This window comes from Hyphomicrobiales bacterium (assembly GCA_016710435.1).
Taxonomy (GTDB): Bacteria; Pseudomonadota; Alphaproteobacteria; order Rhizobiales; family Aestuariivirgaceae; genus Aestuariivirga.
On the sequence record JADJVV010000006.1, the window covers coordinates 1 to 25,776 of the forward strand.

31 protein-coding genes are annotated in these 25,776 nt (G+C 58.0%); 22 read left to right on the forward strand and 9 right to left on the reverse strand.

Annotation, left to right across the window (positions count from 1 at the left end; all coding sequences use genetic code 11):
• Window positions 1-790: 790 nt before the first annotated feature.
• The 4 genes from IPM06_17260 to IPM06_17275 all read left to right on the forward strand — a co-directional run bounded on the left by IPM06_17260 (window position 791) and on the right by IPM06_17275 (window position 3,238).
• On the forward strand, window positions 791-1,483 hold the full coding sequence (locus tag IPM06_17260) for a DNA adenine methylase (GenBank protein ID MBK8772152.1): 693 nt from the start codon (window positions 791-793) through the stop codon (window positions 1,481-1,483).
• Window positions 1,484-1,876: 393 nt separating this feature from the next.
• Window positions 1,877-2,041: a RusA family crossover junction endodeoxyribonuclease gene (locus tag IPM06_17265; GenBank protein ID MBK8772153.1), complete on the forward strand. Its 165-nt coding sequence runs from the start codon at window positions 1,877-1,879 to the stop codon at window positions 2,039-2,041.
• A complete protein-coding gene (locus tag IPM06_17270) occupies window positions 2,038-2,781 on the forward strand; it encodes a DNA cytosine methyltransferase (protein ID MBK8772154.1) in 744 nt (247 codons plus the stop codon). The genes IPM06_17265 and IPM06_17270 overlap by 4 nt, the downstream gene beginning before the upstream one ends.
• A 37-nt stretch (window positions 2,782-2,818) precedes the next feature.
• Window positions 2,819-3,238, forward strand: a complete 420-nt coding sequence (locus tag IPM06_17275) for a hypothetical protein (GenBank protein MBK8772155.1) — start codon at window positions 2,819-2,821, stop codon at window positions 3,236-3,238.
• Here the strand turns inward: IPM06_17275 and IPM06_17280 are convergent.
• On the reverse strand, window positions 3,235-3,504 hold the full coding sequence (locus IPM06_17280; protein ID MBK8772156.1) for a helix-turn-helix transcriptional regulator: 270 nt from the start codon (window positions 3,502-3,504) through the stop codon (window positions 3,235-3,237). The two genes, IPM06_17275 and IPM06_17280, sit on opposite strands and share 4 nt — an antisense overlap.
• An 85-nt stretch (window positions 3,505-3,589) precedes the next feature.
• Here IPM06_17280 and IPM06_17285 point away from each other — a divergent pair, with 85 nt between their 5' ends.
• From IPM06_17285 to IPM06_17365, 17 genes are all read left to right on the forward strand, one after another.
• Window positions 3,590-3,835, forward strand: a complete 246-nt coding sequence (locus IPM06_17285; protein ID MBK8772157.1) for a hypothetical protein — start codon at window positions 3,590-3,592, stop codon at window positions 3,833-3,835.
• Window positions 3,832-4,686: an MYG1 family protein gene (locus IPM06_17290; GenBank protein ID MBK8772158.1), complete on the forward strand. Its 855-nt coding sequence runs from the start codon at window positions 3,832-3,834 to the stop codon at window positions 4,684-4,686. Before IPM06_17285 ends, IPM06_17290 begins: the two co-directional genes overlap by 4 nt.
• A gap of 132 nt (window positions 4,687-4,818) precedes the next feature.
• Window positions 4,819-5,565 (forward strand): ribonuclease H-like domain-containing protein, encoded by a 747-nt coding sequence (locus IPM06_17295; GenBank protein ID MBK8772159.1) that lies wholly within the window; start codon window positions 4,819-4,821, stop codon window positions 5,563-5,565.
• A 130-nt stretch (window positions 5,566-5,695) separates the two neighbouring features.
• On the forward strand, window positions 5,696-6,493 hold the full coding sequence (locus tag IPM06_17300; GenBank protein MBK8772160.1) for a hypothetical protein: 798 nt from the start codon (window positions 5,696-5,698) through the stop codon (window positions 6,491-6,493).
• Window positions 6,490-7,194, forward strand: a complete 705-nt coding sequence (locus IPM06_17305) for a hypothetical protein (protein ID MBK8772161.1) — start codon at window positions 6,490-6,492, stop codon at window positions 7,192-7,194. The genes IPM06_17300 and IPM06_17305 overlap by 4 nt, the downstream gene beginning before the upstream one ends.
• Before the next feature lie 142 nt (window positions 7,195-7,336).
• The gene (locus tag IPM06_17310; GenBank protein ID MBK8772162.1) at window positions 7,337-7,807 is read left to right on the forward strand and encodes a hypothetical protein; all 471 of its coding nucleotides are present in this window, start codon (window positions 7,337-7,339) and stop codon (window positions 7,805-7,807) included.
• A gap of 11 nt (window positions 7,808-7,818) precedes the next feature.
• The gene (locus IPM06_17315; GenBank protein ID MBK8772163.1) at window positions 7,819-8,361 is read left to right on the forward strand and encodes a hypothetical protein; all 543 of its coding nucleotides are present in this window, start codon (window positions 7,819-7,821) and stop codon (window positions 8,359-8,361) included.
• A gap of 160 nt (window positions 8,362-8,521) precedes the next feature.
• On the forward strand, window positions 8,522-8,794 hold the full coding sequence (locus IPM06_17320) for a hypothetical protein (protein MBK8772164.1): 273 nt from the start codon (window positions 8,522-8,524) through the stop codon (window positions 8,792-8,794).
• Between the two features lie 19 nt (window positions 8,795-8,813).
• On the forward strand, window positions 8,814-9,134 hold the full coding sequence (locus IPM06_17325; protein ID MBK8772165.1) for a hypothetical protein: 321 nt from the start codon (window positions 8,814-8,816) through the stop codon (window positions 9,132-9,134).
• Between the two features lie 2 nt (window positions 9,135-9,136).
• Entirely contained in the window at window positions 9,137-9,769 is a 633-nt protein-coding gene (locus IPM06_17330) for a hypothetical protein (protein MBK8772166.1), read from the forward strand.
• A 114-nt stretch (window positions 9,770-9,883) separates the two neighbouring features.
• The gene (locus tag IPM06_17335) at window positions 9,884-10,099 is read left to right on the forward strand and encodes a hypothetical protein (GenBank protein MBK8772167.1); all 216 of its coding nucleotides are present in this window, start codon (window positions 9,884-9,886) and stop codon (window positions 10,097-10,099) included.
• 153 nt (window positions 10,100-10,252) lie between these two features.
• A complete protein-coding gene (locus tag IPM06_17340; GenBank protein ID MBK8772168.1) occupies window positions 10,253-11,074 on the forward strand; it encodes an AAA family ATPase in 822 nt (273 codons plus the stop codon).
• Between the two features lie 338 nt (window positions 11,075-11,412).
• On the forward strand, window positions 11,413-12,603 hold the full coding sequence (locus IPM06_17345; GenBank protein MBK8772169.1) for a hypothetical protein: 1,191 nt from the start codon (window positions 11,413-11,415) through the stop codon (window positions 12,601-12,603).
• A 9-nt stretch (window positions 12,604-12,612) separates the two neighbouring features.
• Window positions 12,613-12,951, forward strand: coding sequence for a hypothetical protein (locus IPM06_17350; protein MBK8772170.1), 339 nt, complete (start codon window positions 12,613-12,615; stop codon window positions 12,949-12,951).
• Window positions 12,941-13,330: a hypothetical protein gene (locus IPM06_17355; protein ID MBK8772171.1), complete on the forward strand. Its 390-nt coding sequence runs from the start codon at window positions 12,941-12,943 to the stop codon at window positions 13,328-13,330. The genes IPM06_17350 and IPM06_17355 overlap by 11 nt, the downstream gene beginning before the upstream one ends.
• A gap of 55 nt (window positions 13,331-13,385) precedes the next feature.
• On the forward strand, window positions 13,386-13,679 hold the full coding sequence (locus tag IPM06_17360; protein MBK8772172.1) for a hypothetical protein: 294 nt from the start codon (window positions 13,386-13,388) through the stop codon (window positions 13,677-13,679).
• Between the two features lie 176 nt (window positions 13,680-13,855).
• Window positions 13,856-14,074 (forward strand): hypothetical protein, encoded by a 219-nt coding sequence (locus IPM06_17365; GenBank protein MBK8772173.1) that lies wholly within the window; start codon window positions 13,856-13,858, stop codon window positions 14,072-14,074.
• 116 nt (window positions 14,075-14,190) lie between these two features.
• Here IPM06_17365 and IPM06_17370 read toward each other — a convergent pair whose 3' ends face one another.
• Entirely contained in the window at window positions 14,191-14,391 is a 201-nt protein-coding gene (locus tag IPM06_17370; GenBank protein ID MBK8772174.1) for a hypothetical protein, read from the reverse strand.
• Here IPM06_17370 and IPM06_17375 point away from each other — a divergent pair.
• A complete protein-coding gene (locus IPM06_17375) occupies window positions 14,390-14,815 on the forward strand; it encodes a hypothetical protein (GenBank protein MBK8772175.1) in 426 nt (141 codons plus the stop codon). The genes IPM06_17370 and IPM06_17375 overlap by 2 nt on opposite strands.
• 265 nt (window positions 14,816-15,080) lie before the next feature.
• Here IPM06_17375 and IPM06_17380 read toward each other — a convergent pair whose 3' ends face one another.
• Genes IPM06_17380 through IPM06_17410 form a run of 7 tightly spaced genes read right to left on the reverse strand, consistent with a single transcriptional unit; the run spans window position 15,081 to window position 25,503 of the window.
• Window positions 15,081-15,434 (reverse strand): hypothetical protein, encoded by a 354-nt coding sequence (locus tag IPM06_17380; GenBank protein MBK8772176.1) that lies wholly within the window; start codon window positions 15,432-15,434, stop codon window positions 15,081-15,083.
• Complete coding sequence (locus IPM06_17385; GenBank protein ID MBK8772177.1) at window positions 15,431-15,640, reverse strand: hypothetical protein; 210 nt, start codon at window positions 15,638-15,640, stop codon at window positions 15,431-15,433. Before IPM06_17385 ends, IPM06_17380 begins: the two co-directional genes overlap by 4 nt.
• 24 nt (window positions 15,641-15,664) lie before the next feature.
• A complete protein-coding gene (locus tag IPM06_17390) occupies window positions 15,665-19,555 on the reverse strand; it encodes a tail fiber domain-containing protein (protein MBK8772178.1) in 3,891 nt (1,296 codons plus the stop codon).
• Window positions 19,546-20,949 carry a hypothetical protein gene (locus tag IPM06_17395; GenBank protein MBK8772179.1) on the reverse strand — a complete coding sequence of 468 codons (1,404 nt, stop codon included), beginning with the start codon at window positions 20,947-20,949 and terminating at the stop codon, window positions 19,546-19,548. The genes IPM06_17390 and IPM06_17395 overlap by 10 nt, the downstream gene beginning before the upstream one ends.
• Window positions 20,950-20,960: 11 nt before the next feature.
• A complete protein-coding gene (locus tag IPM06_17400) occupies window positions 20,961-22,460 on the reverse strand; it encodes a hypothetical protein (protein MBK8772180.1) in 1,500 nt (499 codons plus the stop codon).
• Window positions 22,457-22,810 carry a hypothetical protein gene (locus IPM06_17405; GenBank protein ID MBK8772181.1) on the reverse strand — a complete coding sequence of 118 codons (354 nt, stop codon included), beginning with the start codon at window positions 22,808-22,810 and terminating at the stop codon, window positions 22,457-22,459. The genes IPM06_17400 and IPM06_17405 overlap by 4 nt, the downstream gene beginning before the upstream one ends.
• The gene (locus tag IPM06_17410) at window positions 22,807-25,503 is read right to left on the reverse strand and encodes a hypothetical protein (GenBank protein MBK8772182.1); all 2,697 of its coding nucleotides are present in this window, start codon (window positions 25,501-25,503) and stop codon (window positions 22,807-22,809) included. Before IPM06_17410 ends, IPM06_17405 begins: the two co-directional genes overlap by 4 nt.
• Between the last annotated feature and the right edge of the window lie 273 nt (window positions 25,504-25,776).

The following is a 25,776-nucleotide window of genomic DNA, read 5'->3' on the forward strand; positions in this document are numbered from 1 at the left end:
GGCGTATCTGTGCCATCGGTACAGAAGCAACTTACCAAACTATTGAACGAACGCCTGATCGACAAAGTCGGCTACGGAAAGTATGCCCGCATCGCACAAAGCCGGTAAGAGTGGTAAGAGTGGTAAGAGTGGTAAGAGTGGTAAGAGTGGTAAGACTTCCCCCAACTCTTACCACTTTTCCCCCAACTCTTACCACTTGAAGGGGGGGGGGTAAGAGTGCCAAAATAACACGAAGGCAGTAGAAAGCGATCCAGTGATCAACTCTTACCACTCTTACCACTCTTACCACCATACATAGGGAGCCAAGGAAAAATGGCAACATATGACTTTATGAGCGGGGCATACATCGCCCCACCAACAAACCTCCTGCCACCAAAGCGGCGCTACTGTCTCGTTTGTCAGCGGTATACGCTGCCGTCAGCTCATCCATTGCTGTGCCTTGAGTGCGACACCGATCACGCGGCTACTGTCGCCTTCATTGCCGACATTGCCCACGCGGTTGAGATCCGCGTGGAACGCACTATGGAGACGTATGACACAGCACAAAACAGTGCCGCCTCGCCACTTCAGGCGCGCTTAGCGGCATACCACGTAGCACGACAAGCGGGATCGCCCAAAGCGGCTCAGGCCGAGCAACAGGCCCGCACGGGACGGGACGAGCCACTCTTGCATCTCATTCGGCTTTGGCTCGACTATCAAGACGCGGGAGAATCGTATGCGATGACGATGACGTGGGTACGTCAGTGCGAGGAAACATTATGACTATGCTATTTGATGAGGAGACGACCCTATGACGACGATGCCCGCCCCCATCCTGCGCTATCCCGGTGCGAAGTGGCGCTTGACGCCGTGGCTGCACCAGTTCACGCCCCATGTGGATCAGGTCGTCGATGTCTATGGCGGTAGCGGCGCGTTTTGCCTAACACTGCCATATACGCCGCCGCATGTGGTCTATAACGACCTCAACGGTGATCTGCTCAACTTGTTTACGGTGCTGCGCAACCCGATCACACGAACCCAATTGTGTGAGGCAATATGCTTCACCCTTTGGAGCCGGGCGGAGTATTTGTCTTGTGTCGCTCCTGATGGCTCCGTTCTTCTGAGTGGTGAGGCGGTCGAGGATGCGCGGCGCTTTCTTGTTCGCTCATGGCAAGGACAAAAAGGTGTCCAGTCCAGCCGCGCGGGGTGGCGCAATAAGGGATCGCGGGGCGTACGGGCGGGGACGTATGAAGTATGGCAACAATTACCGGATCGGTTGGCGGCGATAGCGACACGACTACAGGCGGCTGAAATCGAATGTGTGCCTGCGCTCACCATCATTGGGCGCTATGCCACGCCGCAAACCCTCCTCTATTGCGACCCGCCCTATGTACGGGCGACGGCGCATGGTACACGACAACGGATCTACCGTTATGAAATGGACATCGACGATCATGACGCCTTGCTGACGGCGCTGGAGGCCCACCCCATCCAGTTATGCTGAGTGGATACGACAACGATCTCTATGCGGCACGCTTAGCACACTGGCGCTGCGAACGGACAGCAGCGCGCGGCGAATCAAACACACGCCGCACCGAATGCTTGTGGCTCAATGCAGCCTGCGTCGAGCGACTGCGTGCCACGCAACTAACGTTCAAGGAGGTCATGACATGATTGATTCTCCTCTTGTGATCTGGCTGCCGCTCCTGCCACCCAGCATCAATCATCTGTATCGACCTGGCCCGCGCCGGGGGCAGCGCGTCCTGAGCGACGAGGCCCGCGCCTTTCGAGCGTACGTCGTCAGTGAGGTGGCCCTGCAAGCTCGCCATGAGGGCTGGTCGGTACCGGACGGTGATCTGTGGATTACGATCCGCCTGACCTTTGGCAGCCGGCACGAATGGATATTGACAATCGCGTCAAAGCGGCCCTGGACGCGGTGGCGCTGGCGCTCGCGTTTGACGATTGCCGAGTGGCGCGGCTGGTCGTGGAGCGGGTCGGGATCGACCCAAAACGTCCCGCTTGTGAGATCACCATCCAGGCGCGACACCTGGAGGAATCATGACTCTGACGGTTGGAAGTCTGTTTAGCGGTATTGGCGGCCTGGAGCTTGGCCTGGAGCGGGCTGGGATGCAGACCGTTTGGCAGGTGGAGATTGATGCGTATGCCCAACAAATTTTGCACCGACATTGGCCCGACGTGCCAAAGTACCGGGATATCCGCGCATGCGGAGCCCACAACCTCGCCCCCGTCGATCTTATCTGCGGCGGCTTCCCTTGTCAGCCCCACAGTCTCGCCGGACGACGCGGCGGATCACACGATGAGCGCGATCTCTGGCCCGAATACCGTCGCATCCTTCGCGAGCTTCGGCCCCGATGGGTCGTGGCAGAAAACGTGCCAGGGCTACTCTCAACGGATGCTGGACAATTCTTCGGAGCCATACTCGCAGACCTGGCCACGCTCGGGTACGATGCGGAATGGTCAGTGCTATCGGCGTGTGTCCTGGGTGCCCCACACACACGCGAGCGCCTGTTCCTGGTGGCCCACGCCCGCCGCCTCGGATCATTCCGGTGGCGGATCGGCGAAGGTGGGGCGGGGCGAAACCAGGCATCAGATTGCTGTGACCGACACCTTCAAAGCGCGTTTTGGACATGCGATCCCGATCCGCTTTGTCGAGTGGCTGATGGGCTTTCCAGAGGGCTGGACAAAGGCAAGCGATTAAAGGTGCTGGGAAACGCCGTGGTGCCGCAGGTGGCAGAGGTGATTGGGCGGTGGATTATGGCATCTGAAGGGAAAGAACAATGAATCCATTTGGGCACATGCAAGCTCTAACGGTTCGTCTATGACAACAGCTGAAACACGCGGCGGCATCCTCATCGGACAGCGCAAACGCTGCCTGCGCTGTCACGAGCGCGGTGTTGCCAATGCCAACAAGCTGTGTGAGGACTGCAAAGCTGCCGGGTGGCGCTGGTGCAGTGTGGGGCATCATATCGTCGGCGTCGCTGCCATGCTGAGCGTCAAGCACGGCTGCCGTGCATGCGACAGCGCACGGCAGCGCACGCAGCGCTATGGTGCCGCGCTGACGCCGCCTGACGGCGCGCTGACCGTCGCCGCTGCTGCTCAGCGCCTGCACTATTCGGCGAATAGTATCCGCCGTCAGGCGCGCACGGGGCAGCTCCAGAGCTGGCGGCGCAGTCCGACGGGCCAGATCTGGATTGTGCTTGATAAAGGGGAGTTATGCGATGACCATTCGACGCTTTAGTTATGGCGGCGGTGGACTGCACACCCATGATCGTCGGCGAGTGCGAGCAAATCCCCAACATCACACTCGAAATAGCGACAGAGCTTGACGAGTGCATCAGCGGGGTACTCGCGCATGGCATTGTTTGCCATGCTGTAGGCCACCCGCTTTGATACGCCCGACTCGCGCCAGGCGAGGCGGACACTGATACGGCGGCTTTCCCTCAAGCTTTTTGCCGCGAGCAGTTCAAGAAAAAAACTCTTTACATACATGCGCTTATTATACACGAATATCCCCGTTTTCATTTTCGCCACTTCGTTGACAAAACGGGTAGATATGCTACAATGCCATAGACCCAGAAAGGAGATTCACATGTCCCAGGCATTACGTGCACTTATGAATCGGGCGACGACAGAGCGCGAGATCGTCACTGCTGTCAAGGCTTGGTACCGTGCAGGTGCGCCGACCAATCCGCGCGCGATGCGAGCAGCCGCGCTGGCGCTCAGCGCGCGCTATGTCCAGACAGCGTGGTTCAAAAAATTAGAACGAGGGTTCGCCTGCGGAGCGTTTGTGGGCGAGCCAACCTATGAGGAGGTTGCTCAATGGAAAGAAGAATGAAAGTCGCCGTCACTCACGACGGTATCTTTCATGCCGACGATGTTTTCGCCGCTGTTGTCGTGCGGCGAATGTTTCCCCGTGTGCGCATCATACGCACACGTCATCCCGATCACCTCGCCGCTGCCGACCTACGCCTTGACGTAGGTGGGAAGTCGGACGGTGCGACCGACTTCGATCACCACCAGCCAGGGGGCGCGGGCGTGCGCCCTAACGGCGTGCCCTATGCCGCCGCTGGTCTCGTTTGGCTCGCCTTTGGGGAGCGTCTCACGCACTCCGCGTCGGTTGCCTTGGAGGTGGATCGGACGTTGTTCCAATCCATCGACGCGCACGACAATGGGTACGCGCCGTGCGCAGATGGTATGACCGTGACCGTGAGTCACGTCATAAGCAGGATGAACCCGGATTGGCAAGAGGCGGCGAATTACGACGCATGCTTTGCCCAGGCGTCAGCCCTGGCGGCAACGATCCTTGATCGCACGATAGTGCGTGCGGTCGGGATCGTCCAGGCCGAGCGCGAGGTGATGGTGGCGATCCAAAACGCCGACGACCCACGCATTCTCGTCCTCGACCGTTTTATTCCCTGGCAAACGGCGGTTTGCACGCTAGCAGAAGAGGTGCAATTCGTCGTGTTTCCGTCAATGGGAACATGGCGGGTGCAGGTCGTTCCCCAGCAGCTCGGCGTGCCAGGGAATCGGCGCTCTCTTCCAGCGGCATGGGCGGGGCTGGAAGGGAGCGCTCTGCAGGCGATTACAGGCGTCAGTGAGGCCACGTTTGCTCATCGCGGCCTCTTTATCGCTGGCGCTGCAAGCAAAGCCGGGGCCTACGCTCTGGCACAAAAGGCGCTCCAATGAAAGGAAAAAGTACGAAGAAAAATGCTAAACGCTTGACAACTATCTCTGTGCATCTCAGCAGAGAGAAAGTTGTGGTTGGTGTCGTCGATGCTGCCGCGTCTGGGACAACATACTACGGACTTGTCTATTCGCATGAGCGCCGATCTTCTATGTATGCGGCGTACCAACCACGAGGATATCATGCTCTACCTCGATATTGAAACGTTGGATTTCTTTCAGGATCCGCCTATTGCGCGGCTGCCGCGCCCGGTGCAGCTGCGGGCCATGCGCTTCGGCCTGGCCACGCTCTACAATGATCAGGCTATCCCCAGCGCGGCCTGGTCGCAATGGTGGCCAGCGGATCGCCACTATCCCCTGGGGCGTGTGGTGTGGAGCGACGGCCCAGAAGAGCCCGGCGATCTTGCCGATCTCTGGCGGTTCTTGATGAATCAAACCATTGTAGGTTGGAATATCTTTGACTTCGATCTGCCGTTTCTCATGCTGCACGTCAATGCCGAAGCGGACTATCCTGGCGATCCCTGGCTTGACCCCATGCAGATCATTGACCTGATGGGCATCCTCAAGCATGCGTCCAAAGGGTTTGGACGGGAGCGCTGGTACAAGCTCCAGGACATCAGCACCGTCAATCTGGGTCGGGGTAAGGCTGGGAATGGACAGGAGGCAGCGGAATGGCTGCGCAGCGGCGATCCTGACCTGGTGCGACGTGCCGCCGCCTATTGCCGGGAGGATGTGCAGCTGGTGATCGAGCTCTTTCAGCATGCGCAGACCGCAGGTCTCCTGTGCCCGGCCCGGCCTGAGCGGAACGAAGTCGGCGATATCCGCGTGTGGCTGGAGGATCAAGGGACGATTACGAACGTGCAGCGCGAGGGGACGATGTAGCCAGGGTTTCAATCCGCCGGGTGCTGCGACGAGGTTCGTCGTCGCAGCACCGCGCAGCCCCTTCTAAATCATGGCTTTAGCGGGGCAGATGGCATTATCGCACATCTGCCCAAGAGAAAGGATGTGCGATATGGAATCGCCAATAGCCGTCACTGATCTCACCAATGAGGAATTAGCGGCCATTTATAGCCACCGCGCCGCGCTCGATCAGCGCGAGCAGGGGCGGCCCGCCGCTGATCCGCCACCGATCTATCGGCGTCGTGCGCCACCGCAGGAGCCAGGGACGAGCGTGGCCCAGCGTTTGTTCGCCATCGGCATGTGGGTGCTGCTCGTGGTGATGATCGCCACGTTCGCCGTCATGCTCCTCGCGGCGCTGGGCATCCCCCTGCCAAACCTGCCCAACCTGCCGCAGCGCAGCGCGGACACGCCAGCGCCAGACGGTGCCCAAGCGCCCATGCACGTCGCCCCGCCTGCCGCCCCTGCCGTGGTACCGGTCGGGGTGGTTGCGGTGCCGGAGGAGCCACGGCTTTATGACCTCGTGGTGCCGGAACACATGCGTGGCGCATGGACGCGCCACGGCGCTGCTGAGCTGGACGTCAGCGGACTGCGCTATGCGCTGCTTCTGACAGACGGCGACGCCCAGCTCGTCGAATTAGACAATCCCGACCACAATCAGGTCTGGCTGCTTGCTGCCCCAGCTGCTCCCGTGGCGGCGGAGATTGCGCCGGTCTCGCCGCTCGTGGACAAGCAGGACATGGGCGTGCCCTCTGCCCAGGGGAGCGGGGGCACACTATGGGGCACGCCGCTCCCCACCCCTCCCGACGCCACGCCCCTCCCGACGCCCCGCCCCACTGCGGCGCTGACTTTTGATCCAGCGCACGCTGGGCCTGGTGGGAGTAGCGGTGGCAGCACATGGGGGCAGCCATGATGCATGACCGCCTCTCTCGGCTTGAAAAAAGCACCCTGCTCGCCCTGGGTGCCGGAAATGCGTTCAACATCCTGCTCTTCGCCATGGGGCTCACGCTCAGTGACGCGACGGGCGGCCCCTGGCTTTGGGTGCGCGGCGCCTTTGCCGTCATCCAATTTGTCGCTTTTGACCTCACGGTTGTGGCGACCGTGCAGGCCATGCGCGACGGGCGGCGCAGTCGCTGGGCAGGTCTGACCGTCGCGGTCGCCGCCCTCGCGGCGATTCTGATTGCACTCGATGTGAGCACCTGGCGCATGCCGTTTGTGCATGCGGCCTACGCCGTCGTGCTCCCGCTTTTTATGCTCCATCTGGCGGCGGTGCGTCAAGGTGTGACGCACGAGCTTCAAGGCGTGGCGCGGCGAGCGTCAGCGGCGGAGCAGGAAGTGGCGGAGCTGCGTCAGGCGCTGACGCAGCGCCAGCAGGAAGTGGCGCAGGCGCGTCAGGCGCTGCTGCTGCTGCGTCAGGAGTATGATCAACAGATCATAACGTTGCGTCAGCAGCAGGCGCACGCGGCGCAGCAGGCGCTCACGGATGACGCAGCGACGATCACGGTTGCCGGGCGGCGCTATACGACGCGCCAGCTTGCCATTGTTTTTGATGTGAGTGAATCGAGTGTCCGGCGCAAGCTGGCGCAGATTGAGGAGGTACCCAATGATGCATAAACCCCGTCCCATGGAGGGCCCGCCCATGGATGCGCCCCATGGAGGGCCTGACGATCCCTTTCTTGCTGAGGCGCTGAGCAGTGCACCGCCCGCTCGACGTCCCATCCCCCGACGCGTGGTGCGCCTGGGGTTGGCGCGGCATATGAGCCTCATGGTCGGGGTGGTGCTGCTCGCCTTTGGTTTGCTCCAATGGCTCCCCGCCGCCAGTTTGACGGTGCTGGGCTGGACAGCCTGGCTGACCCAGTGGCGCGGCTGGTTCGGCCTGGAGCCGCTAGCGCTGACGCCCGGCACGCCGTTCGTGCTGGTATCCTGCACGGTCGGGTTGCTTTACTCATTGATTGAGATTGAGGCGATCCCCGTGCGCTGGGAAGCGCGGCGGCTCATGATTGTAAGCGGCGCAACCCTCCTTGCTTGGCTGTTCCTAGCAGGGACAGACATTGTCAGCACCTATGACGGCCTGCTGCGCCTACCCGCCACGATGCCGCCGTGGGCCAAAATGCTCGTTGCTGATCCGGTCATGCGCGGCCTTGCGGCGGTGTATTTGACCTTTGCTCCAGATCGTGCTATCGTTTTGGGGTACCGCCTTATACGGCGCAGCTTTATGGCACGCTAAGGAGATTTCTCATGCAGACCGAACTGACGCTCAACGACTTCCGCGCGATTGCACTGAGTATGCTCCTGCTGCTGGGAAGCATCGTGGTGTTCGGCGGCCTGTGGGAATTCCGAGCCGAGGTCGGGCTGCTGCTGCGGCAGCGCTGGCAACGCTATGTTGCGTTCAAATGGTATGGCGTCGCTCGTGATTATGTCACGTCAGAGGATGACGCTGAAGAGAGTTCCCAGAACCCGGTTCCGCCGCATGGGAACGCCATGGAACCCGATTGGGAACCACCGGCTGGGAACGGGTTCCCAACCGAGCAGGCGGTCATTGCTTTTTTGGGAACCTGCTCAGATGCAGCGCTACTTGACATATTAGCGCAGGTCAAGCAGGGCGAACAGTGGGCCTTTGCCGAATCGCGCATCGGCAAATTTATCCCAGGTCGTGTTGAGGATAACATCGCATCGGTGCGCCAGGCTCGCGGCGCAGCTGCGCCAGACGCGCCAGACGCGCCACCTGCACGGATCATCCGCGTCAATGGCGGCGAACATGAGCTTGTTGTTGATTGGTAGGGATTGGTCTTGTAGCCTGGACGAATACCCCTGGATCGAGCTCGATCCAGGGGTATTGTTTTGCACGCAAAACTCATGCCACATTGCCTCTTGACATCAGATAAATATCTGCTATACTCTATATATCAGATAGATATCTGATACAGAAAGGAAGAGCACCATGATTACACAAACCGGCACCAGCGCCAGCGGCACTAGAGAGACCATATCCCTATCCCTCTGGGAGGGATATGGCAAGACGCGCGTCTATATCCAGCGAGAGCTGCCCTTTAAGGGGCGCTCGGCGGAGCAGGTGGGATTTTTCGATGTCGATGCAGATTTCAGCATCGTTGCTGGCAAGCGCCAGCATGTCGGCAGCGTCGAAGCGCTGCTGTCCATTTCCTTTGGCAGCGTCGAGGCTGCCAAAGCGGCTGCTCGTTCATTGATGGCATAGGAAAAAGGAGACAATCCCGATGATCACTATTGAAGGTATCAAGCAGGAAATCGCCGAGCGCGTTGTCGAAGAGGCAACGCCGGGCTACAACCCTGCCCTGCATGGGCAGTGGTTCGTCGTGGACGGAGAAGCCGTCGTCCATCGGGCATCCGATGCCCGATGGAACCCCTGGCCTGATGGGAGTGAGGCCATCGGGGTCAGCGACCTCGTATGGTTCTTCGGGGGGGCGGAGCTGGAGGGGGCGGATTTCACCCCCTCCAATGACGACGAATGGGAGATAGCGGTGGAGTTTGCATTGGGCTATGTGCCCGATGCTTATGATCCAGATGAGGATGCGTAGCTATGATCATTGTCAAAAAAGGACGCTCCGAACAGCTCGATGCTAACAAGGGAGGGAAGCAGCGCCTAGATGTTTATCTGGGCGCTGCCATCCGCGCGCAGCTCGATGCTGACGCGGTAGCGGCAGGGAAGCTTCCCAGCGAGATACTCCGGGAGAGCTATGAACTCTGGCGCGTGGGGCAGGCGTTCCACGCAACCCAGGTGCAAACCGCCGTCATAGCGATGGCGGCGGTACTCGCAGAAGGAGAGGCGGATCAGATCGATCAGTCTCTCCACGACCTCGCCCGCGTGATCGGGAGCGCGTATGCAGCGCTCGGCATCGTGGATGCACTGCGGGTGCTCCGCAAAGGAGATGGCGATACATCAGCTGTCGATCATGCATACGATATTTTGCGCCGTGTGCATATTATGGAGGTGCGTCGCGCGGCGGCGCAGCGCGGCATTGTTGTCGATATCGGGTTCAGTGGCGAGCTCATCACGGAGACGCCACCCACAGCGACTGGGCGTTGCCCAGTGTGCGACGGAAGGTTACGCCCCGGGTCGTGGCTTGATAGCGGCGACGGAGGGATGGAGCATGGGCGCATGTGCCCATCCTGCTCCCTCATCTGGGTCGAGGGGTGGACAGCCCTCGATTAGGAGATATTATGGACGATTTGCGGAGAATGTTGGCTCCGCTCTAACAATTTTGTCAGAAAGGCATTTTTTTGCTTGACATCAGATATTTATCTGATATGAAACAAGGAGGACACCATGACTTTCGAGGAAGCAATTCGTTATTTGTCGTTGCACGGGTGCAACGACGAAGAGGCGACAGAGGCAGCAGACATTGTCATCTCGGCTGTCCTGAGTAAATTGTCTCAGGCGCCAAAATCCATGGAAGCCTTCTGCGACTGGATCGAAGAAGGCCAGTACCAAGGACATGAAACCGCCGCAAGCATTGCGGCGGAATGGGAAGAAGAGTATTAGATCAATAGGCAATCCTTTTGATCTAATACTCTTTCAAGACAAAGAGAACCCCTGATCTTGATCAGGGGTTCTCTTTGTCTTGAAATGAATAAATTGTCACTTGTATAGTACCATTTTTGTGCTATACTTAGTGATATAGAAAAGGAAAGAAAAATGCGAACAGATTTAGAAAAACACGGGTTTACAACGCGCCCCGCAGATATTCTGCTTGCGGCGCAGCTCTCCCAGGCAACGGGGGGAGTAAACGCCGCGATTGTACGCGGCGCTCCAGGCACGGGCAAGACTTTTTTCGCTGAGACACTTGCCAAGTGTCTCGGCGCCCAATATATGTACTTGCTGAGCCACAATTGGCTCAGTGAGGAGGAACTTTTCTTCGGCGTCAACATCGGCGCGGTCGCCGCCGGTGTGAAAGAGGCGTCCGAGGCGTATCAGCCCGGCTTTCTGGCGCTCGCCGCCGAAGCAAGCCAGGTGGGCCGAGTGGTACTGTGTCTGGACGAACTAGACAAGGCCCCGCAGAAAGTTGAGAATTTACTGCTCGACTTTCTGCAAACGGGCCGCGTCTACGGCCCGTTTGCAAAACGTTGGCAAGCAAGTCTTACTAACCTCGTGGTAATTATCACGAGCAACGAGGTTCGCCCATTAGGCGAGCCTCTCCAACGGCGATGTTATCGCCATGAGATGGCTTTTTTGCCAGCAGGCGTCGAGCGAGACCTGCTGCGCAAGTGGACAGGATCCCAACCGGGATTGATTCGCCTGGTGGTCGATATGGCGACCGCCATACGAACGAGGGGCGAATCAGCCCCCTCTCTCCAGGAAATGCGATCACTCTGTCAGGCGCTCCGCCTGGCAAACAGTGCGGACGATGCAGCCATCCTCGTTCGAGGGTGGCTGTGCAAAACCGAAGGGGACTGGGGCGTGCTGACCCAAACCTTGCGTCATGTCGGCGCAACGGTTTGGGGAGAAGTCAAGAGATAAGAGGTGAGGAAATGAAGAAGAGCAGGGCTCCCCCTCCTAGGGGAGCAAAAGCCTGCAGGAAGAGGGAAGGCTTCTACGAGACGCCTCGAGAGAGAACGTCGTAGCGTGTTAACCCTTGATGCAGGTCAGTGAGAGCTACGTCGGAGCACGGCAGACGGATGCTGTGGAACTCCCCACGCTAACGACGATCCTCCCACTGAAAGCGTGCCGCCGAACCATGCGGAGTGAGCATGGGGAACAGGTTCCCGAGTGTCCGTGTGAGATGCGCACTCATACACTCGGCGTCATCCGACGCGGTAGATCGGAATAATATCAAAGCAAAGGCAAAGGTAGAAACAATGTATGTGACTATGTACACGAACCCCGAAACTTTCTGGACATTACGGAATGTCCAGAAAAAATCCAACTCATTGTTTCTGTGGCGCTATCAAGATGCAGAGAGCGCCACTCTCCTGTTGGGACAGGAGACCGAAAAATGCATTGCATTGTGTGTTCCTGTCAGAAGTGGCGCCGCTTCGCCGCTTCTGACGCGGTTATGGAACACCGCATCAGAATCATATGAGCGGGTCGAGCCGTCCGAGGTGTCGTTCCTCGGACGAAGATACGGCTTTCGGACACCAATACAGGAGGTGTTCGATCTACTTGTCCATGATCTTCTGGCAGAAATGCCAGAGGCGGTGTCTCGTCCAAAACAGACGGACGAGGTTAACGGCTCAACGCAGACGGGCACGGAAACCCATGGAGGCGATTCCGCCTCAGGAGAGGTGCCTGACGGCGAGTCTGACGCCGGCGAGTCCGCTGACGCAAGAAAGATGAAAAACGCGCTGCGCCGCCGCCAGCGTTTGGGCGTTAGGGCAGGCACGACGGCGCACGCCACCCTGCTTCGGAACGTCGATCCGCTTGTGCGCCGCCGTATCGCACAAGCTTTTTCCCTCCTAGTCTCTGATGGCGATGAGGCCCCATCAGTGCGGTATGACTGGGGAAAAGTGCTGACGCGTATGTTCACGCATCAAGCTTTTTCCCGTGCCAGGGAGGAAGGTCTTGGGCGACCGATTATTCTCGTTTTGGCGGATGTGAGCGGTTCATGCTCATCATTCGCTCAACCGGCGGCAGCAGTCGCCATGGCTGCCGGTGCTGTTGGCGTCGGCGGAGCCGATATCCTTGTTGTCAGTTTTGACAACGCGGCAATAGACGGCAGCGGCATCCGGCCTCGTCAAACCTCCCTCAATGGAGGTGAGCCCGCCGCTGCCAAGGGGCGAACGTTAGCTGATGCGCTTGGCGCACGGCACAATGATGTTCGCGTCATTGTCGCGCTCGGCGACAATCAGGCACTTGATGGATATGTGGCATTGGGCAACCTGCCCCAGATCGAGCGCCTGATATGGCTCGATAATTATTTGTCTTCATGCGCGACGCCGGAGATACGGAGAAATCTGCACGTTCTCCCTCCGACGATTACCCACGTCGTAGGATGTGGGACAGCAGAAGATATGGTGGAGGGATTGTTTCGTGCGATGAGGGGAAGATGAGGAGATAAAATGGCAAAATTACAAGTAACGGCTGCTTCGTCGCGGATCGCGCTGCCGCGTGAGACGAAACAGCAGATCGCCGTGTTGATCAATCAACACGGCGGCACAATGCGGCAATGGGTGATTGAGTCCGTGGATTTAATGTCCACGGTCACCCTGCACGCCCATATGCAGGAACTTGCAGTGGCGCTCGATCTGAGCACGGCGCATATCGTGCGCCGTGCTGTTGCCGAGTTATGGCAACGGGAAGTTGGGCTTGCGAAGGAGGAGGATCACACGTGGTCGTCGCGGCTAGCCGCGATTGAATCGCGGCTAGCCGCGATGGAAAGGAAAGACCATGGAAAATGAGGCAATGCGGATATTAGAGATTGTGGAGCGTTGGCTTCACGATCCCCAAACTGCATTAACCATTGTGGCACGCGTGGAACGCATGCCATATACATGCGAGCACATCGTGCTCAAGGATGCATGTCGAGCCGCGTTACATGCGGCTCAGTCCGAATTAGGAATAGACATCGAGGTCAGGCCGTTCGCGCCTGACCTCTGGTACACCAATGCGACCCATGGGTGGCATCACCCATGGCCTGAATGGATGCGAGATTTCGCGTTTGCCCTTCGCGAGGAGGGCGATTCAGAAACACGGGCATCCAGCCCGTTATCACTGTCCGTATCCGAGGTACGGGCAGTGTGGAAGCGTCTGTATCCCTCGGGTGTCATTCAGAAATGACTTGACTTCTGGCTTGAATTGTGTTATAATTCAAGTATTGAATGAAGGAAAAAAGATGTTTCGACTACTAGAAGACACGATTACCGTTGCGATGCAGGAGTTACCATCGAGGTTTCCGATGGTAAACGTTAAAATGAGTTTCCCGGCGAGCGCCGGGAGTTTATTTGGTGATGATAGGAGTGTTTTTGTCGCCATCGAGGTGGCGGGGCCAAAAACACCAGAGAACATTGCCCGGGCTGCACACGCAGCCGTGGCAAAATGGAATGGCCTATTGGAAACCATTCCAAGCTCGAAAGAGCGGGAATGGTTTCTCTCCGACTTGCAGGAGAGTTACGGGGAGGTGTTTTAATGAGGGGGCACGGCGGTCGGCGAATAGGTGCTGGACGCCCTATTCGTCGAATTTTACTTAGCCCAGATACTGCAAGGAGAATCAAGTTTCTCCTTGAATCATCCGGGCAAGCCTATACGCAGGAGACAAGCGCTGCGTATGTAGCGTTGCTTGTATCGAAGATCGAAGGAGGAAACATGTTAAACGATGAGGCTTTCAAAATAGTCCGGAGAGCGGTGCTGGTCGAGCTGGCTCGCCAGCGAGAACAGATCGCTGGCTATGGCTACAGCGAGGCGATACTCGCTGAGGCGTGGTCATACGCCAGTAGCGACGCTCGTCTGAAGGAGTGGCCAAGCGCCGAGCGCTCCTTCAAGACCATGTTTGAGATTCAGGCGCGCGAATTGGCGAACGGCTAATGGAAGACCCAGAGCTGTTACGCCTGGAGCATCAGCTCATGCACGCCCGCGCCCGCGCCGAATCGTTGGCTCGGCGCGCAAATACAACTTTCACGCTGCCTGATATGCAGGCAGCGTTAGCTGCTGCGCAGGAGGTCGATCACCTCTGGCAGCAGTATGGTCGGCGCTGGCGAGCGCTCCAGGCGACCAATCGCCCCCCCAATGCATAAAATCTGCCCCGCGATCAGTTGACGCTGATCGCGGGGCACAGAAAGATCTGATACGAAACAAAAAGGACTGACTGAGGTCAGAGAAAGCAGAAACATGAACATGAACATGATCGAGAACATCCAGGCGGAAATTGGTATTCCGCCTGCGCCAAACGAGTGGTTTGACGCATGGCCCGATATGGATGATTTGGAGCGCCAAACCGGTATACCAGCCGCCGCGCTGAAATGGACGTATGCACTTTTTCAAAACTGCTACGAGGGGGCAGCAGAAAAAACCCTTTATGACTGGTTTCAGCAGCAGAAGCCAGAAACCGGAAAACCAGGGCGTGGGCATAAAGCCCATCGCCGCATCACAAGCCATTTGATGGACTGCGCCCCCACCTGGGACAGCGGTATCGACGAAGTACGTCGATACGCACATGACCACGGGAGGGAGGCCCTGGTAGAGGCCCAGGCCTATTGGTACAACAAATACGCGGCCCAGGCCGCGTTCGTCAAACACTACTACAGAAACTCCCCTGCTATGTTTTAGGACGCCTTATTGTGGCACGCCTGAAGTGGTCACATATCTTCGGTTCACACGAGAACACTGAAACGACTGCCAGGCACACCGGCACGCTGCCTGATATGCAGGCAGCGTTAGCTGCTGCGCAGGAGGTCGATCACCTCTGGCAGCAGTATGGTCGGCGCTGGCGAGCGCTCCAGACGACCAATCGCCCCCCCAATGCATAAAACCTGCCCCGCGAGAGGAATACCCAACATCTCCTGGTTCTGACACAAGAGCCAGGGGCTTTTTCTTATGCTGACCGACCAATCACGGGCAACCAGCGCTGAAACCGTGGCGGCGCACGCAGCGAAGTTAGCACGCGTGGCTGTCCATCGTTGGCGATGAGGTGCAGCGTTGTGTCCAGCCGGACAGCATAGGCCGCGTCCACGCCGCCTGCGGAGAGCGTCCAGGCAACGACGGCGGGGTCACACGTCTCTGGGAGAAGCGCCGGTTGTGCATTTTCAACTGCCAAGCACACTGGAATGGCGCTTGTCCACGCAACGTGGAGGCCGTCAGCGTGCCACACGGCGCTCAGCTGCGGCGGCGGCGCAGGCACCACGAGCAGCGCCAGGACGAGCGCACCGCACAGGCGCAGTCCGATCATGACGAAACAAGCTCCGCCCATACCGCATGCAGCTCGTCGAGCATCATCTCGTAGCGCTCCAGCGCAGTGGTGAGCACCTCCACTTGCTCAGTGCTGCCCACTTTCTTCTGCACCCGAAGACTAATTTCCGCCCGATACTGCTCCTCTTGTACTTGTTCCATAAGACCCCGAAGAACGTGTTGCCGAGCTGTTACAGACAATTCCATGATGGTTTCCTTTCTAAAAACTGTTTACGGTTTCGGCTCTTGCCGACAAAGCAATGCTAATGCTGCCACTTCCTGACGCAGCGCGTGGATCATTGCGAGGATCGCGCCATTATAGTCAACGGCGAGCGTCCCATCTGGCGCTGCTGAGACGACGGCGGGGAGAACAGCCTCGACTTCCTGGGCGATCAGGCCATACTCAAGGCGCTCGGAGCCGTGTCGCTTGTATTGGCGAATCGTGAGCGCGTGGCCTGTCTCAGCGCGGATTGGCTCGATTGCCGTCTTAAAGACGCGGTCTGATCCAATTGCCCAAGCACTGCTCACCCAGTTGTAGAGGTCATCGCGACAATACAAAAGTGGACTATTGGCATTGTTGACGAGCGATAGCGCATATGTCGCACTGGAATTCCCAACGCCTTTAATTGCAAGCGCGACGCCTGCATTGATCGGAAGGCGGATCGAACCATTACCAGAAGGAACAGAAAAATGTTTTCCGCCGTATATCTCTACTGTTGCACTGGACTGCATCCAGAGGCCACCGCCGTAATCCATGTTTAGCCAGCCCGTTGCTCCCTTGCTGCGAAACCATGCATCGCAAAGTACTGCGCCATTTGCAGCAATGCTTGCATTCGTTCGAATGGCAGCACCGCCGCCCCAGCTAAATGGGTTCGAATCGAAGGTTATGCCGTAGGCCGTTTGATTCCCTGGATGAACATAGCCTCCTGCGACGACCGTGCCTTGGACGCTCAAGTTGTTGGTATTGACCGGATCATAGGTTGGTGAACCAATGGAAAGCCCTGTTGAAATCCTCGTTACACTCGGATACAAAATAAGCGATTCTTGGACGGCTCCCACCGTCACATACAGCGACACACGTGCTGAACTAAAATATCCTCTTGCGCTAATAAGTCCCCAGTTTGCTCCGTTTTTGTTGGTACCAAGCAACAAAACCTCACCCTCGTTATCGTTGACACTCCCTGCTGCGGTCGCTCGTAGCTCAAGGCTTCGCGCATTGCCATTATCAAGCGCCGTGATGGTGCCATATGACACATTCGCCGCGTCTTTGAATTTGATCATTCCCTGATCAAGAGGAGACGCTCCGGTCGCTTTGATCGTAATGCCTTCTGTGTCCAGCACCACGTCACCGCCGCCTGCGGTGATCGCGCCCGTCGTGTTGATCCATGCCTGCGTGGTTGTCCCTCCGCGAAAACGTAGATAGCCATCGCTGGCTGTCCATTTCAGGTTGGCGCGATTGGCAGAATTATCGCCCAACAGCAGATCGCCTGCTGCCATGCTTTCGCCGTTGTAGGTTTGCGCCACGCTAAACATGCTCAAAAACGTGGTGGCGGGCGCGCTTGTATTCGTGCCGATCAGCAAATCGCCATCGGTCTGGGCATCCACCTTGACTACCGTATTTGTACGAAGGCGAAGGCCACCGCTATCAAGCAGGAGATTACCCATACCGGCAGCAACGGAGCCAACCGTGATCGTGCCGCTGGTGTCCCACTGTCCCAATTTGGTCGATCCCCGCATGATGCGGAGGCCGTGTGTTGCGTCAACGCTCAGCCATGGTGTCGTCCCTCCAGCGCCGGTGTACCGCCCAAGCGCTGCGCCATACGTTGTGGCGCTATAATCATACAGCCCATTCAGGTTGCCCAGTGCCCAGTGTTCGGCCCACGCGTTGTATGTCGTGCCGGTACGCACATTGCCAACAATAGTAGGGCCTGCTTGCGTTGCACTCTTGATCCCGCGCAGACTATAAAGATCAATAAAACCATTGCCGGTCTGTCCAGTATTAAACAGCGCAGCTCCAGCGTCCCATGCGTTGGCTCCCGTGCCATCAAGGTCACGCACGACAGTATACGTGTACGGGCCGCTCCCTGTTGCTGCTGAGGCGATCTGCATAAACTCAACACGACCCTCACCCTCAGCATACACAATATCGTTCTGCTGGAGCTGATTGTGCTTGACCGTGATGGTACTACTCCCGCCCCCTGTGACCGGCGCAGGCGCAAGGACGAGGCTTGCCGCCATCGTGCGTTTTGCTGAGCCATCAGTGACCGCGCCTGTGCGCGTGCCGGTTGCGCCGGTCGCGCTCAGCGCTTCCGTGGCACCAAACGCTAGCGCCACGGTGGTACCACCGCTCCCGTCCCAGGTTTCCGTCATACTCGCAGGTGGCGTAATGAGTTTCCCGGTTGATCCGGTTGCAAGCATGATCAGGGTGGTCGGTGTTATTGTTGGGCTTAGACTCGGCGCGGTAACGGTATTGGCGATTGCATTGACCTGGCTGGCAACAGCGTGAATCGGGGTCGTCGGATCAGCACCGCTCCAGGCACTCAGCGTGAGCAGCCATGTCCCAGACACGCTCCCGGTAAATGTGTAGCTTGTGCTCGGCTCGTTTGCGCCTGCGTTTTTCCAATAGACCGCGTGAAACGTATTGGGTGCTGCTGCCGTATCCTCAGTCACGGCAAGCGCCACGCTCCAGCCAGCAGGCGGCGTTATATTTTGACTATCAGCACGACCCGTTAGATAGGCAAGCAGCAGATGCCCGCTCAGCGTCCCCGCCGGTGGCGTTTGGCTAATTTGCGTCGCGCTCGATGCAATCGCAACACTGCTTGCGGCAACGAAAAGCGGCGCGGTTGGGGTTCCACCTCCACCGCCGCCCGTTGCAAGCAGATCAGTCGTCAGCACGGTTGTGGGGCCAACAAGGATTCGTCCACCGATGGTTGCAATCGTGTCTTGTGCAACGAGGGTTTCAACATGTAATTCTGCCGCGTGAATGCTGAGCCATTTTTTATTGATTAATCCCAGATTTTGATCGTATGTCGTCTGGGGCCGAACATCCTTGCCGCCAGCATCGACAATCACATCGCCGGTTGGCGCAATCGTCCAGCTGCCGCCATTATCGATCACGAAATCCATGTAATGGCTACTGTCATAGCTCAATCGAAGTTGTGGCCCACCAGCAGAAACGCTGGTGATCATTGCCGCGCCAGGAGTGAGTGACCCAGCTGTCATTTTTCGACTAACGCTCACGTCAACGGCTCCGCCCAGCGCATTATTGTCTATGATGAGATGTTGTGCGCCACCACGACGCATCATGACATCAGGAGTCGCACTCCCTGATCCCAGCAGCAGCCCGGTGGGGAGCAGCGTGAGGCGTGCGTGAGGATCGCCACTCGCGCCTGCCTGGATCACTGGACGATCAGCCGGGAGGGTTGCCGCGATCAGGCTCCCGCTTGTCAGGCTCGGCGCGCTCAGCACGATGGCATGCGCCGTGGTTGCCGAGGTCGTGACGCGCAGCGCGGCCTCCTGTGCTGATCCCGTAATATCAAGGCGGGCCGCGCTGGCTGTCATGCCGATCCCCACGCGCCCAGCTGCAGCGTCCACCACCAGGGTGCTACTCCCCAATGTCAGTCCGCCACTCGCGCTCGTCGTGAGCAAACTCATCGTGGCCCCCGGCGCGCTGCTCCCTTGTACCGCATGACTATGCCCTGCACCTGCCATGTTGAGGCTCGTTGCACTGATCGTGAGCGGCGTGTCAAGCTGAAGCGTGACGGCTGATCCGCTCGCGCTGCTGCTCAGTCCGTTCCCGCCGACAAGGGTGATCTGATCGTTTTCATCCGGTGTCGTCGTGCCGCTGTCTGCTGCCAGGCCGACGAGCGCGGCATGATGCGCGTCTGGCGACGCCGCGTGGGCACTGAGATCGACACCATCAATGGTCACGCCCGCGCTCACGGTCAGCGCACCCACCAGCGGCACACTTCCATCGGCACGGAGCACATCTGACGGTGTATTCGGCGGCGGCACGCCGACAACCGTTGCGCCGAGCGTCAACCCGCGAGTCGTGTGCGCCTGCGGTATGCGATCAATGATTTTGTCTCGTGCGTTTTTTCGAGGCATTTCCTTTATTCCCATCCTTCCTGAACAAGGCGTATATCGGCGCCGACAACCGCATACGGCATGCCAGGGAAAAGACCAGGGAACGCATCAAACGCCACACGTTTGGTCTCAATCGCATCTTGCGCCGTCAGGCGCTCTTCATAAGCCCAGGTCATCACGGGCGTGCGATCTGGCTGCGCAGTTGCTGGGCCATAACACAACAGCACATCGCGTCCAGCAACCCACAGGACGTCATGTGCACGACGCCCCATCGCATGACGGAGGCGGCTTTCTGCACCAAAATAGTGCCGCTGTCCAGCATCAATGCCGGGTGTCCAACGGCTGAGCCGCACACGATCAAATATATCATTCGCTGCCTGAATCGAACTGATGACTGCGGCAATGTGTGCTTGAATGGGATGCAGATGCGTTGTGCGGAGCGTACCGTAGCTGAGTGTCTCAAGCGGCGTGCGCAGTGCCGGGAGGGTACTTGCGGGATAACTGGCGCGCTGTGTATAGACATCAAGAAGGCTGTAACGGCTGCCAAGCACTGCGCCGCTCCCGGCGACCGTTACCACCTGGACAATGCGAAGATCGAGAATAGCATTTGCCGCATAGCCACTAATATCAATGTCAAAAAGATACCACCCGTAATCTCCAGCGTGCCAGGTCGGAGACGTGGCAACCGGAGAACCGCTTATGAATACTTGCAGCCATTCAGTATCATTTGTGCGAACATGATACTGAACACTGATCATCAGGCGATTGGCTCCATTGCTCTGACTGATCGATCCTGTCCAAATTGTCCATTGATCAACACGATCAAGGAAACTCATGTGCTGAACACCCATAAAGGCACTTTGCAATGTCGTCGCCATCACGCGCATGCACCAATCAGCAGCACTCCCCAGTTGCAGGAGCGCGGCGCTGTCAAGCGTACTCCCGAACAATGCCGGAAGACTGGGCGCGCTTCCCGTCACGCCACTGACCGGTGATACAAACGCATCGTAGCATTTATAGCCGCGTGCGCCGGTATGCACGACCTCAACAATCATATCCACCCGCTGATAGTCAGCATAGCCCCGCGCATGAATGGCAATGGTGATGGCATGCGCACCGGCAGCGTAACTTTGATTCACGACAAGCGTTTCGTTGAGCCACACACGGAGCGTACTGGTGACTGGTAATCCCACATGCACATGCAATGTTGTAAATCCAATGCGATGCAGCCAAGAGCCAAAGGCCAACGGCGTTGGATTCGCATCATAGTTTTCAAATGGCTGATCAATATATTCGGTTGTGGCGCGCCGTCCTCGATAGGCTAACGATTCAAGATATCCTGCCTTGATCCGGAGTCGATTGAGACATTGCCAAGCGCTGAGCGGTTGACCTGCGGTAAGCGCGAGTCCGTAGGGATACGTTATAAGCATACAGCCATTCCTCAGTAACTGAGCTGACGCGTGTCACTGTCAGCATAGACCGTGTCCAGGAGAAAAAACTGATCGTCTGTGGGGAGACCTGCCACGCTGACAACATCCAGTTCCATTCGCGCTCCCGTTTCCTGCACACGCACGGCAACAATACGCATAGGCACCATAGCAAAACCATCATCAGGAAGATTGAGCGTTACACGCTCGCCGAGTTTTCGATCAGGATCATACAACAATGACAGTGTGACAACGGGGCGTGTTTGTCCATAAAAACTCGTATAGAGCGAGCCGATCATCTGCGCGTGATCTGCCGTTTGGATCAGTACCGCCACATCATCGCTTATTTCCAATTGTGGTGTCCCGTTCCCAATCACCAGTTGCTCGTCGCCAACAACAGCAACAGGACGACCGCGCAGCATAATGCGCCGACAAACGACCGTTTGACCGCTACTGCTACTAATCTGAAGTGTCGCACGCGCAGCTCCGATTTGGGTCAGCGTGGCAGTAATGCCTGTGGCGGGTATACCTCCCAGTGTTGTCACGAGCACCGCATCTTCCGGCAATGTGGGAGCGCCAGAAGAGGCAAACACATAATCATACACGGGCACCGCCATATCGCAGACAATGGTGATCGGAGCGCCCGGCCCAATGAGGCGTGGTGTTGCATCTTCATACACTGCCTGCTCCAACTGGAGCAGGCGATTGGTGACACGACATCGGACACTGGCGACCATATCATGAGCATCGCCAGCAATCTGAAACGTGTCTATATGCGCGCTCGTGATCGTCATGGTGCTGGGGCCTGCGCCAAACGAGAGCGGATTACTATAGGCAAAAACGCCATCAGGGCGTTGCACCACTTGCCCACCACCGCCCGTACACAAACGTTGCAGCTCATCCCAGGCATTTTCTCCAGCAACCCACGACCAGGCGGGCGCAATCAAGGCCGCCTGGCAGGTGTAATAAAAAAGCGCCGCCGGAAAACTAGCCTGTTGTTCAAGCGGTCGTCCACCACACATCCAGAATATATAGTTGATGATCCCGCCACGCCATGTGCTTATCGCTGGGTCTTCCTGCGTACTCCCTGACGTCGCCGTTGCCATCAGGCGTTGTGCCAACAGCGGCGAATAGATGGGGATTGTGCTCAGCAAAACGTCAAGGCCTGCACATGACCACGTGATCGTGTCCCCATCTCGCGCGTAGCGCATCACGATGCCACGAAAGGCATCGACAAGATTGCTTGTTGCAAAACCGAAAGAGACACGCACTGGCAATTGCGCCCAGGGGAGTGCGCGCAAAGCAGGCGTATCCGCGAGCACAATAGTGCAGGATGCTCCAACACTCGCCCCGAAGGCGACGCCATGCAAATCAGCACTTGTGCTATGCTGCGGATCAGCATCCTGTACATCGTCAGGATCAATGCTGTTCCATATCCCGTTGAGCCAGTAGGCGATTTCGTAGATAGGCTGCGTCGTCGTGGCTTCAATTTGTTCACGGCTCGGTGGGGTCATAACACCTCCGTGAGGGTCAGCGTCACATCATACAAAATCGTCTGATTGTCAGCGCTGAGCACCGTGCTTTCGCTTTCGCAGAGATCATCAAGGAGCTGAACGGTCGCCGTTCCGCCATGCTCGTCGATAAGCGTGAGAGGACTTGTGCTCGTCGTTAAGGCGCGGAGATTTGACACCATGCTCCATGGGATGCCATGAAGCGCGAGCGTATATGTTGTTATGACCGCTCGTAGCGCTAATCGGCTCGCTCCGTTCCGCGCCTGAAAGCGCGTTCCAATGCGCGCATCGCTACGACGAATGCTTGATACATCATATGGAATTCCCTGGATTGTAATGCGTTGAACAGTCATGATGCAAAAGGCCTTGTTGTTTTTAATGACCGGATCGCGCTCTCGACGTGTTGCACGGCGGTTTGCACGGCGTCAACAGCCTCTCTGACGGCATGCAATCCATCGGTAATCGCCTCCTGGCTGCTTTTGACCGCCTGACTAGCGGCGGCATCCTGCACAGGTGCAGCGTTTGTTCTTGTCGCACCGTCCCCGGTTGCCGTGGCGGTCGTGCTGGGCAGTGGCGGCGATGGCGGCGGTGGCACGCGACTCGGTGGCGGAAGGGTGGCGGCGGTGGCTTTTCCCACTTTTTCATTATAGGTCGCCTGCATGCGATCCAGATGCTCTGCATAACGCCGTTCTTCATCAGCATAGCGACGTGCTGATTCCGCTGCGAGTGCACTTCCTTGGCTGCGGATACGGGCAAGTTCATCCGCATCTGCTGCTGCCTGGAGCGCGGCGACGCCTTCGAGATAGTGCGCCTTTCCTTCATCGCCATCTTTCCGCGCCTGGGCAATTTCTTGCTGGAGCGTGATTTGCGCTTCGGCGGCCTTGAGTGCCGCTTCACGATAAGCCGCCGCAACATCAGCGCCTTGTTCAGCGGCAATGGCGCTTGTCTCCTGCTCAATCTGCTCATACGCGGCGCTCATACGTTGCGCTTGCGCCTGATCCATGTCGGCAAGGCGACGGTAAAAGTCAGCGCGGCCTCGTAGTCGTGTACTATGAAGTTGCGCTTCCGCCGCCGCACGCTTTTGTGCGCCATCAGCCGCAATGTCTGCCATCGTTTCTTGGTGATCCTGCTCGATGTTTTGTCGTTGCGTCGCTGAGTCGCGCTCTATCTCCGCAAGCCGTTGTGCTGTCTGTTGCGCTTCTGTCACACGGGGAGCGCTGCTGCCACCGCCGCCGCCACCGCCGCGTGATACTGGACGAGCGCTCGTAGCGGCGCGCCGCGCCGCCGTCGCCGTGGCGGTCGTGCGCGCCACGGCTTGCTGCGCGCGTGCCTCTTGCTGGAGTGTCGCCACGCGCGCAATATCAGCATCCGTATTGCCCCGTCGCCCTGGCGCGTTATATCCTGCGCCACCCTGGGTAAGATCGCGTGTTTGTTTGGCTTGCGCAGCAAGCCGGGCTTGTCCAGCAGCAACAGCCGCTTGTGCTGCGACGAGGCGATACGCGGCATCCTCTGTGATTTGGTATTGTGCGGCAAGCGTGGCGGCGGCTTGCGCGCTTGTCATCAGTCCAGCGGCGACCGATCCACCGAGACCAGCCAGCGTCGCTTGAACGGCGGCGAGGGCATCACCTTGAGCGGCACTTGCCGCTTTTTGTTCTGCCTCAGCTGCAAGATGGTGCGCCGCATCAATCATGGCTTGGCTCGTTGTCTGTGTGGTTGCCGTGAGTTGATTTTGTGCAGCGTCCAGCGTTTGTGTCGCATCCGTGACGCGGGCTTGTTCTGTCACGAGCGCGGCACTCTGTGCATTATACTCAGCAGCGGTTATCGCGCCTGTGGCAAATTGCTGTGCAAGCGCATTGAGTTGCGCGTCTAGTTCAGCGGTCGCTTGTTGTGCAGGCGTTAAGACGCCGATTGCGCTGAGCAAGCTACTGACAAACGTAATGTTTTCGGCGCTACTACTCGATGTCGCGCCGCTCAATTCCTGGAGCGTCACCACGAGCGCGGTAAGCGTTGCGTTCGCCTGTTCGCCAGTTGCGAGACTTTGCATCAGCGCTGTTGCGCCCTCAGCAGCAGGGGTCAAAGCTTGGCTAAGCATCGCGCCAACCTTTAATTGCACCGCTTCCGCACTGGCGGCAAGCGCGTTCATGGCTTGCGTTTCACGGCTGATGGAACCAGCAACACTCTCGCTCGTGATGCCGATCTGGTTCAGATATTGATCAAGAATGGCGAGTTTTTGCTGCGTGGAGATACTCTCATCACGCAATGCGGCTAAGGCCGCTTTGGGGATTTCGTAGCGTCGTGCGAGCGACGATGGATCGCCTTCGAGCGCTTCATTGAGTGCTGTACGAGCGCCAGCAATACCCTGTGTGGGGTCTTTAATACTTAAACGCTGAGAGAGATCAATGAGTTGTGTCAGTTCTGCTCCGCTGGAGCGCGCAACCGTAATAAGGCCCTGAATGCCTTGAATATTGTCTGCGAGCGATCCACCAAAAAGGCGTTGTTGCGTTGTTGCCGCTTGTAAAGCCTCGGCGTACAGGCGAGGCGATCCAGCAAGCGTTTCCAGCGCACTTTTGGCATCCTTGGTACGATTTGCGAGAAGGATCGCTTCTTGCCCATACTGGCGTAATGTGTCAACGGCAAAAGCCGCTGCGAGCGGCCCTGCGGCCCCGGCAAGTTGATGGAGGGCACTTGTCGTTTTCGGGATCGTGCTTGCCGCTTTTGCCGCTTGTTCCTCAAGCCGCGCAAGCTGTCCGTGCATCGCAATTGTTTGCGGTGTCGATTGCCCAATCACGCTTAAGGATGTTTTCAAGCGCCGGATGGCGGCGTCTGTTTGTCCAGTCTGCGCCTCAAACCGAGCCATAGCACTCTGCAAACGAAGAACGCCCGCTTGACCCTGCGCCGTTCCTTGCGCGAGTCCATCACCGACGCCTCGCCCTGTTCGTGTTCCGGCCTGATCGGTTGCAACCAAATCGCGGCGGAGTTCTGTCAGTAGGCGTTTAAGATTGACATCACGACCACTGATTGTGACCGAGAGAGAATCGTCACTCATGCCATTGACTCCTGAAGGGCCAGCAAGCGATCAGAAAGGGTAGGGTCAGCCTGACGGCGCTGTCGCTCCGCTGTCAGTAAGCGGGCGACTGCCTGATCGAGAAGACTAGAGGTTGGCGTTACCTGGGGTACCGATGGAAGACGGCTTCCGGCTGCCGCAATGCAATGCGCGGCCTGGTGCTGCGCCATAGCCGCAAGGTCTTCCGCGATCATACGCAGAAGGGCGGCCCGATCATGAAGGACGGCAGCCGTATGTAGGCCGCGCTGCTGAGCA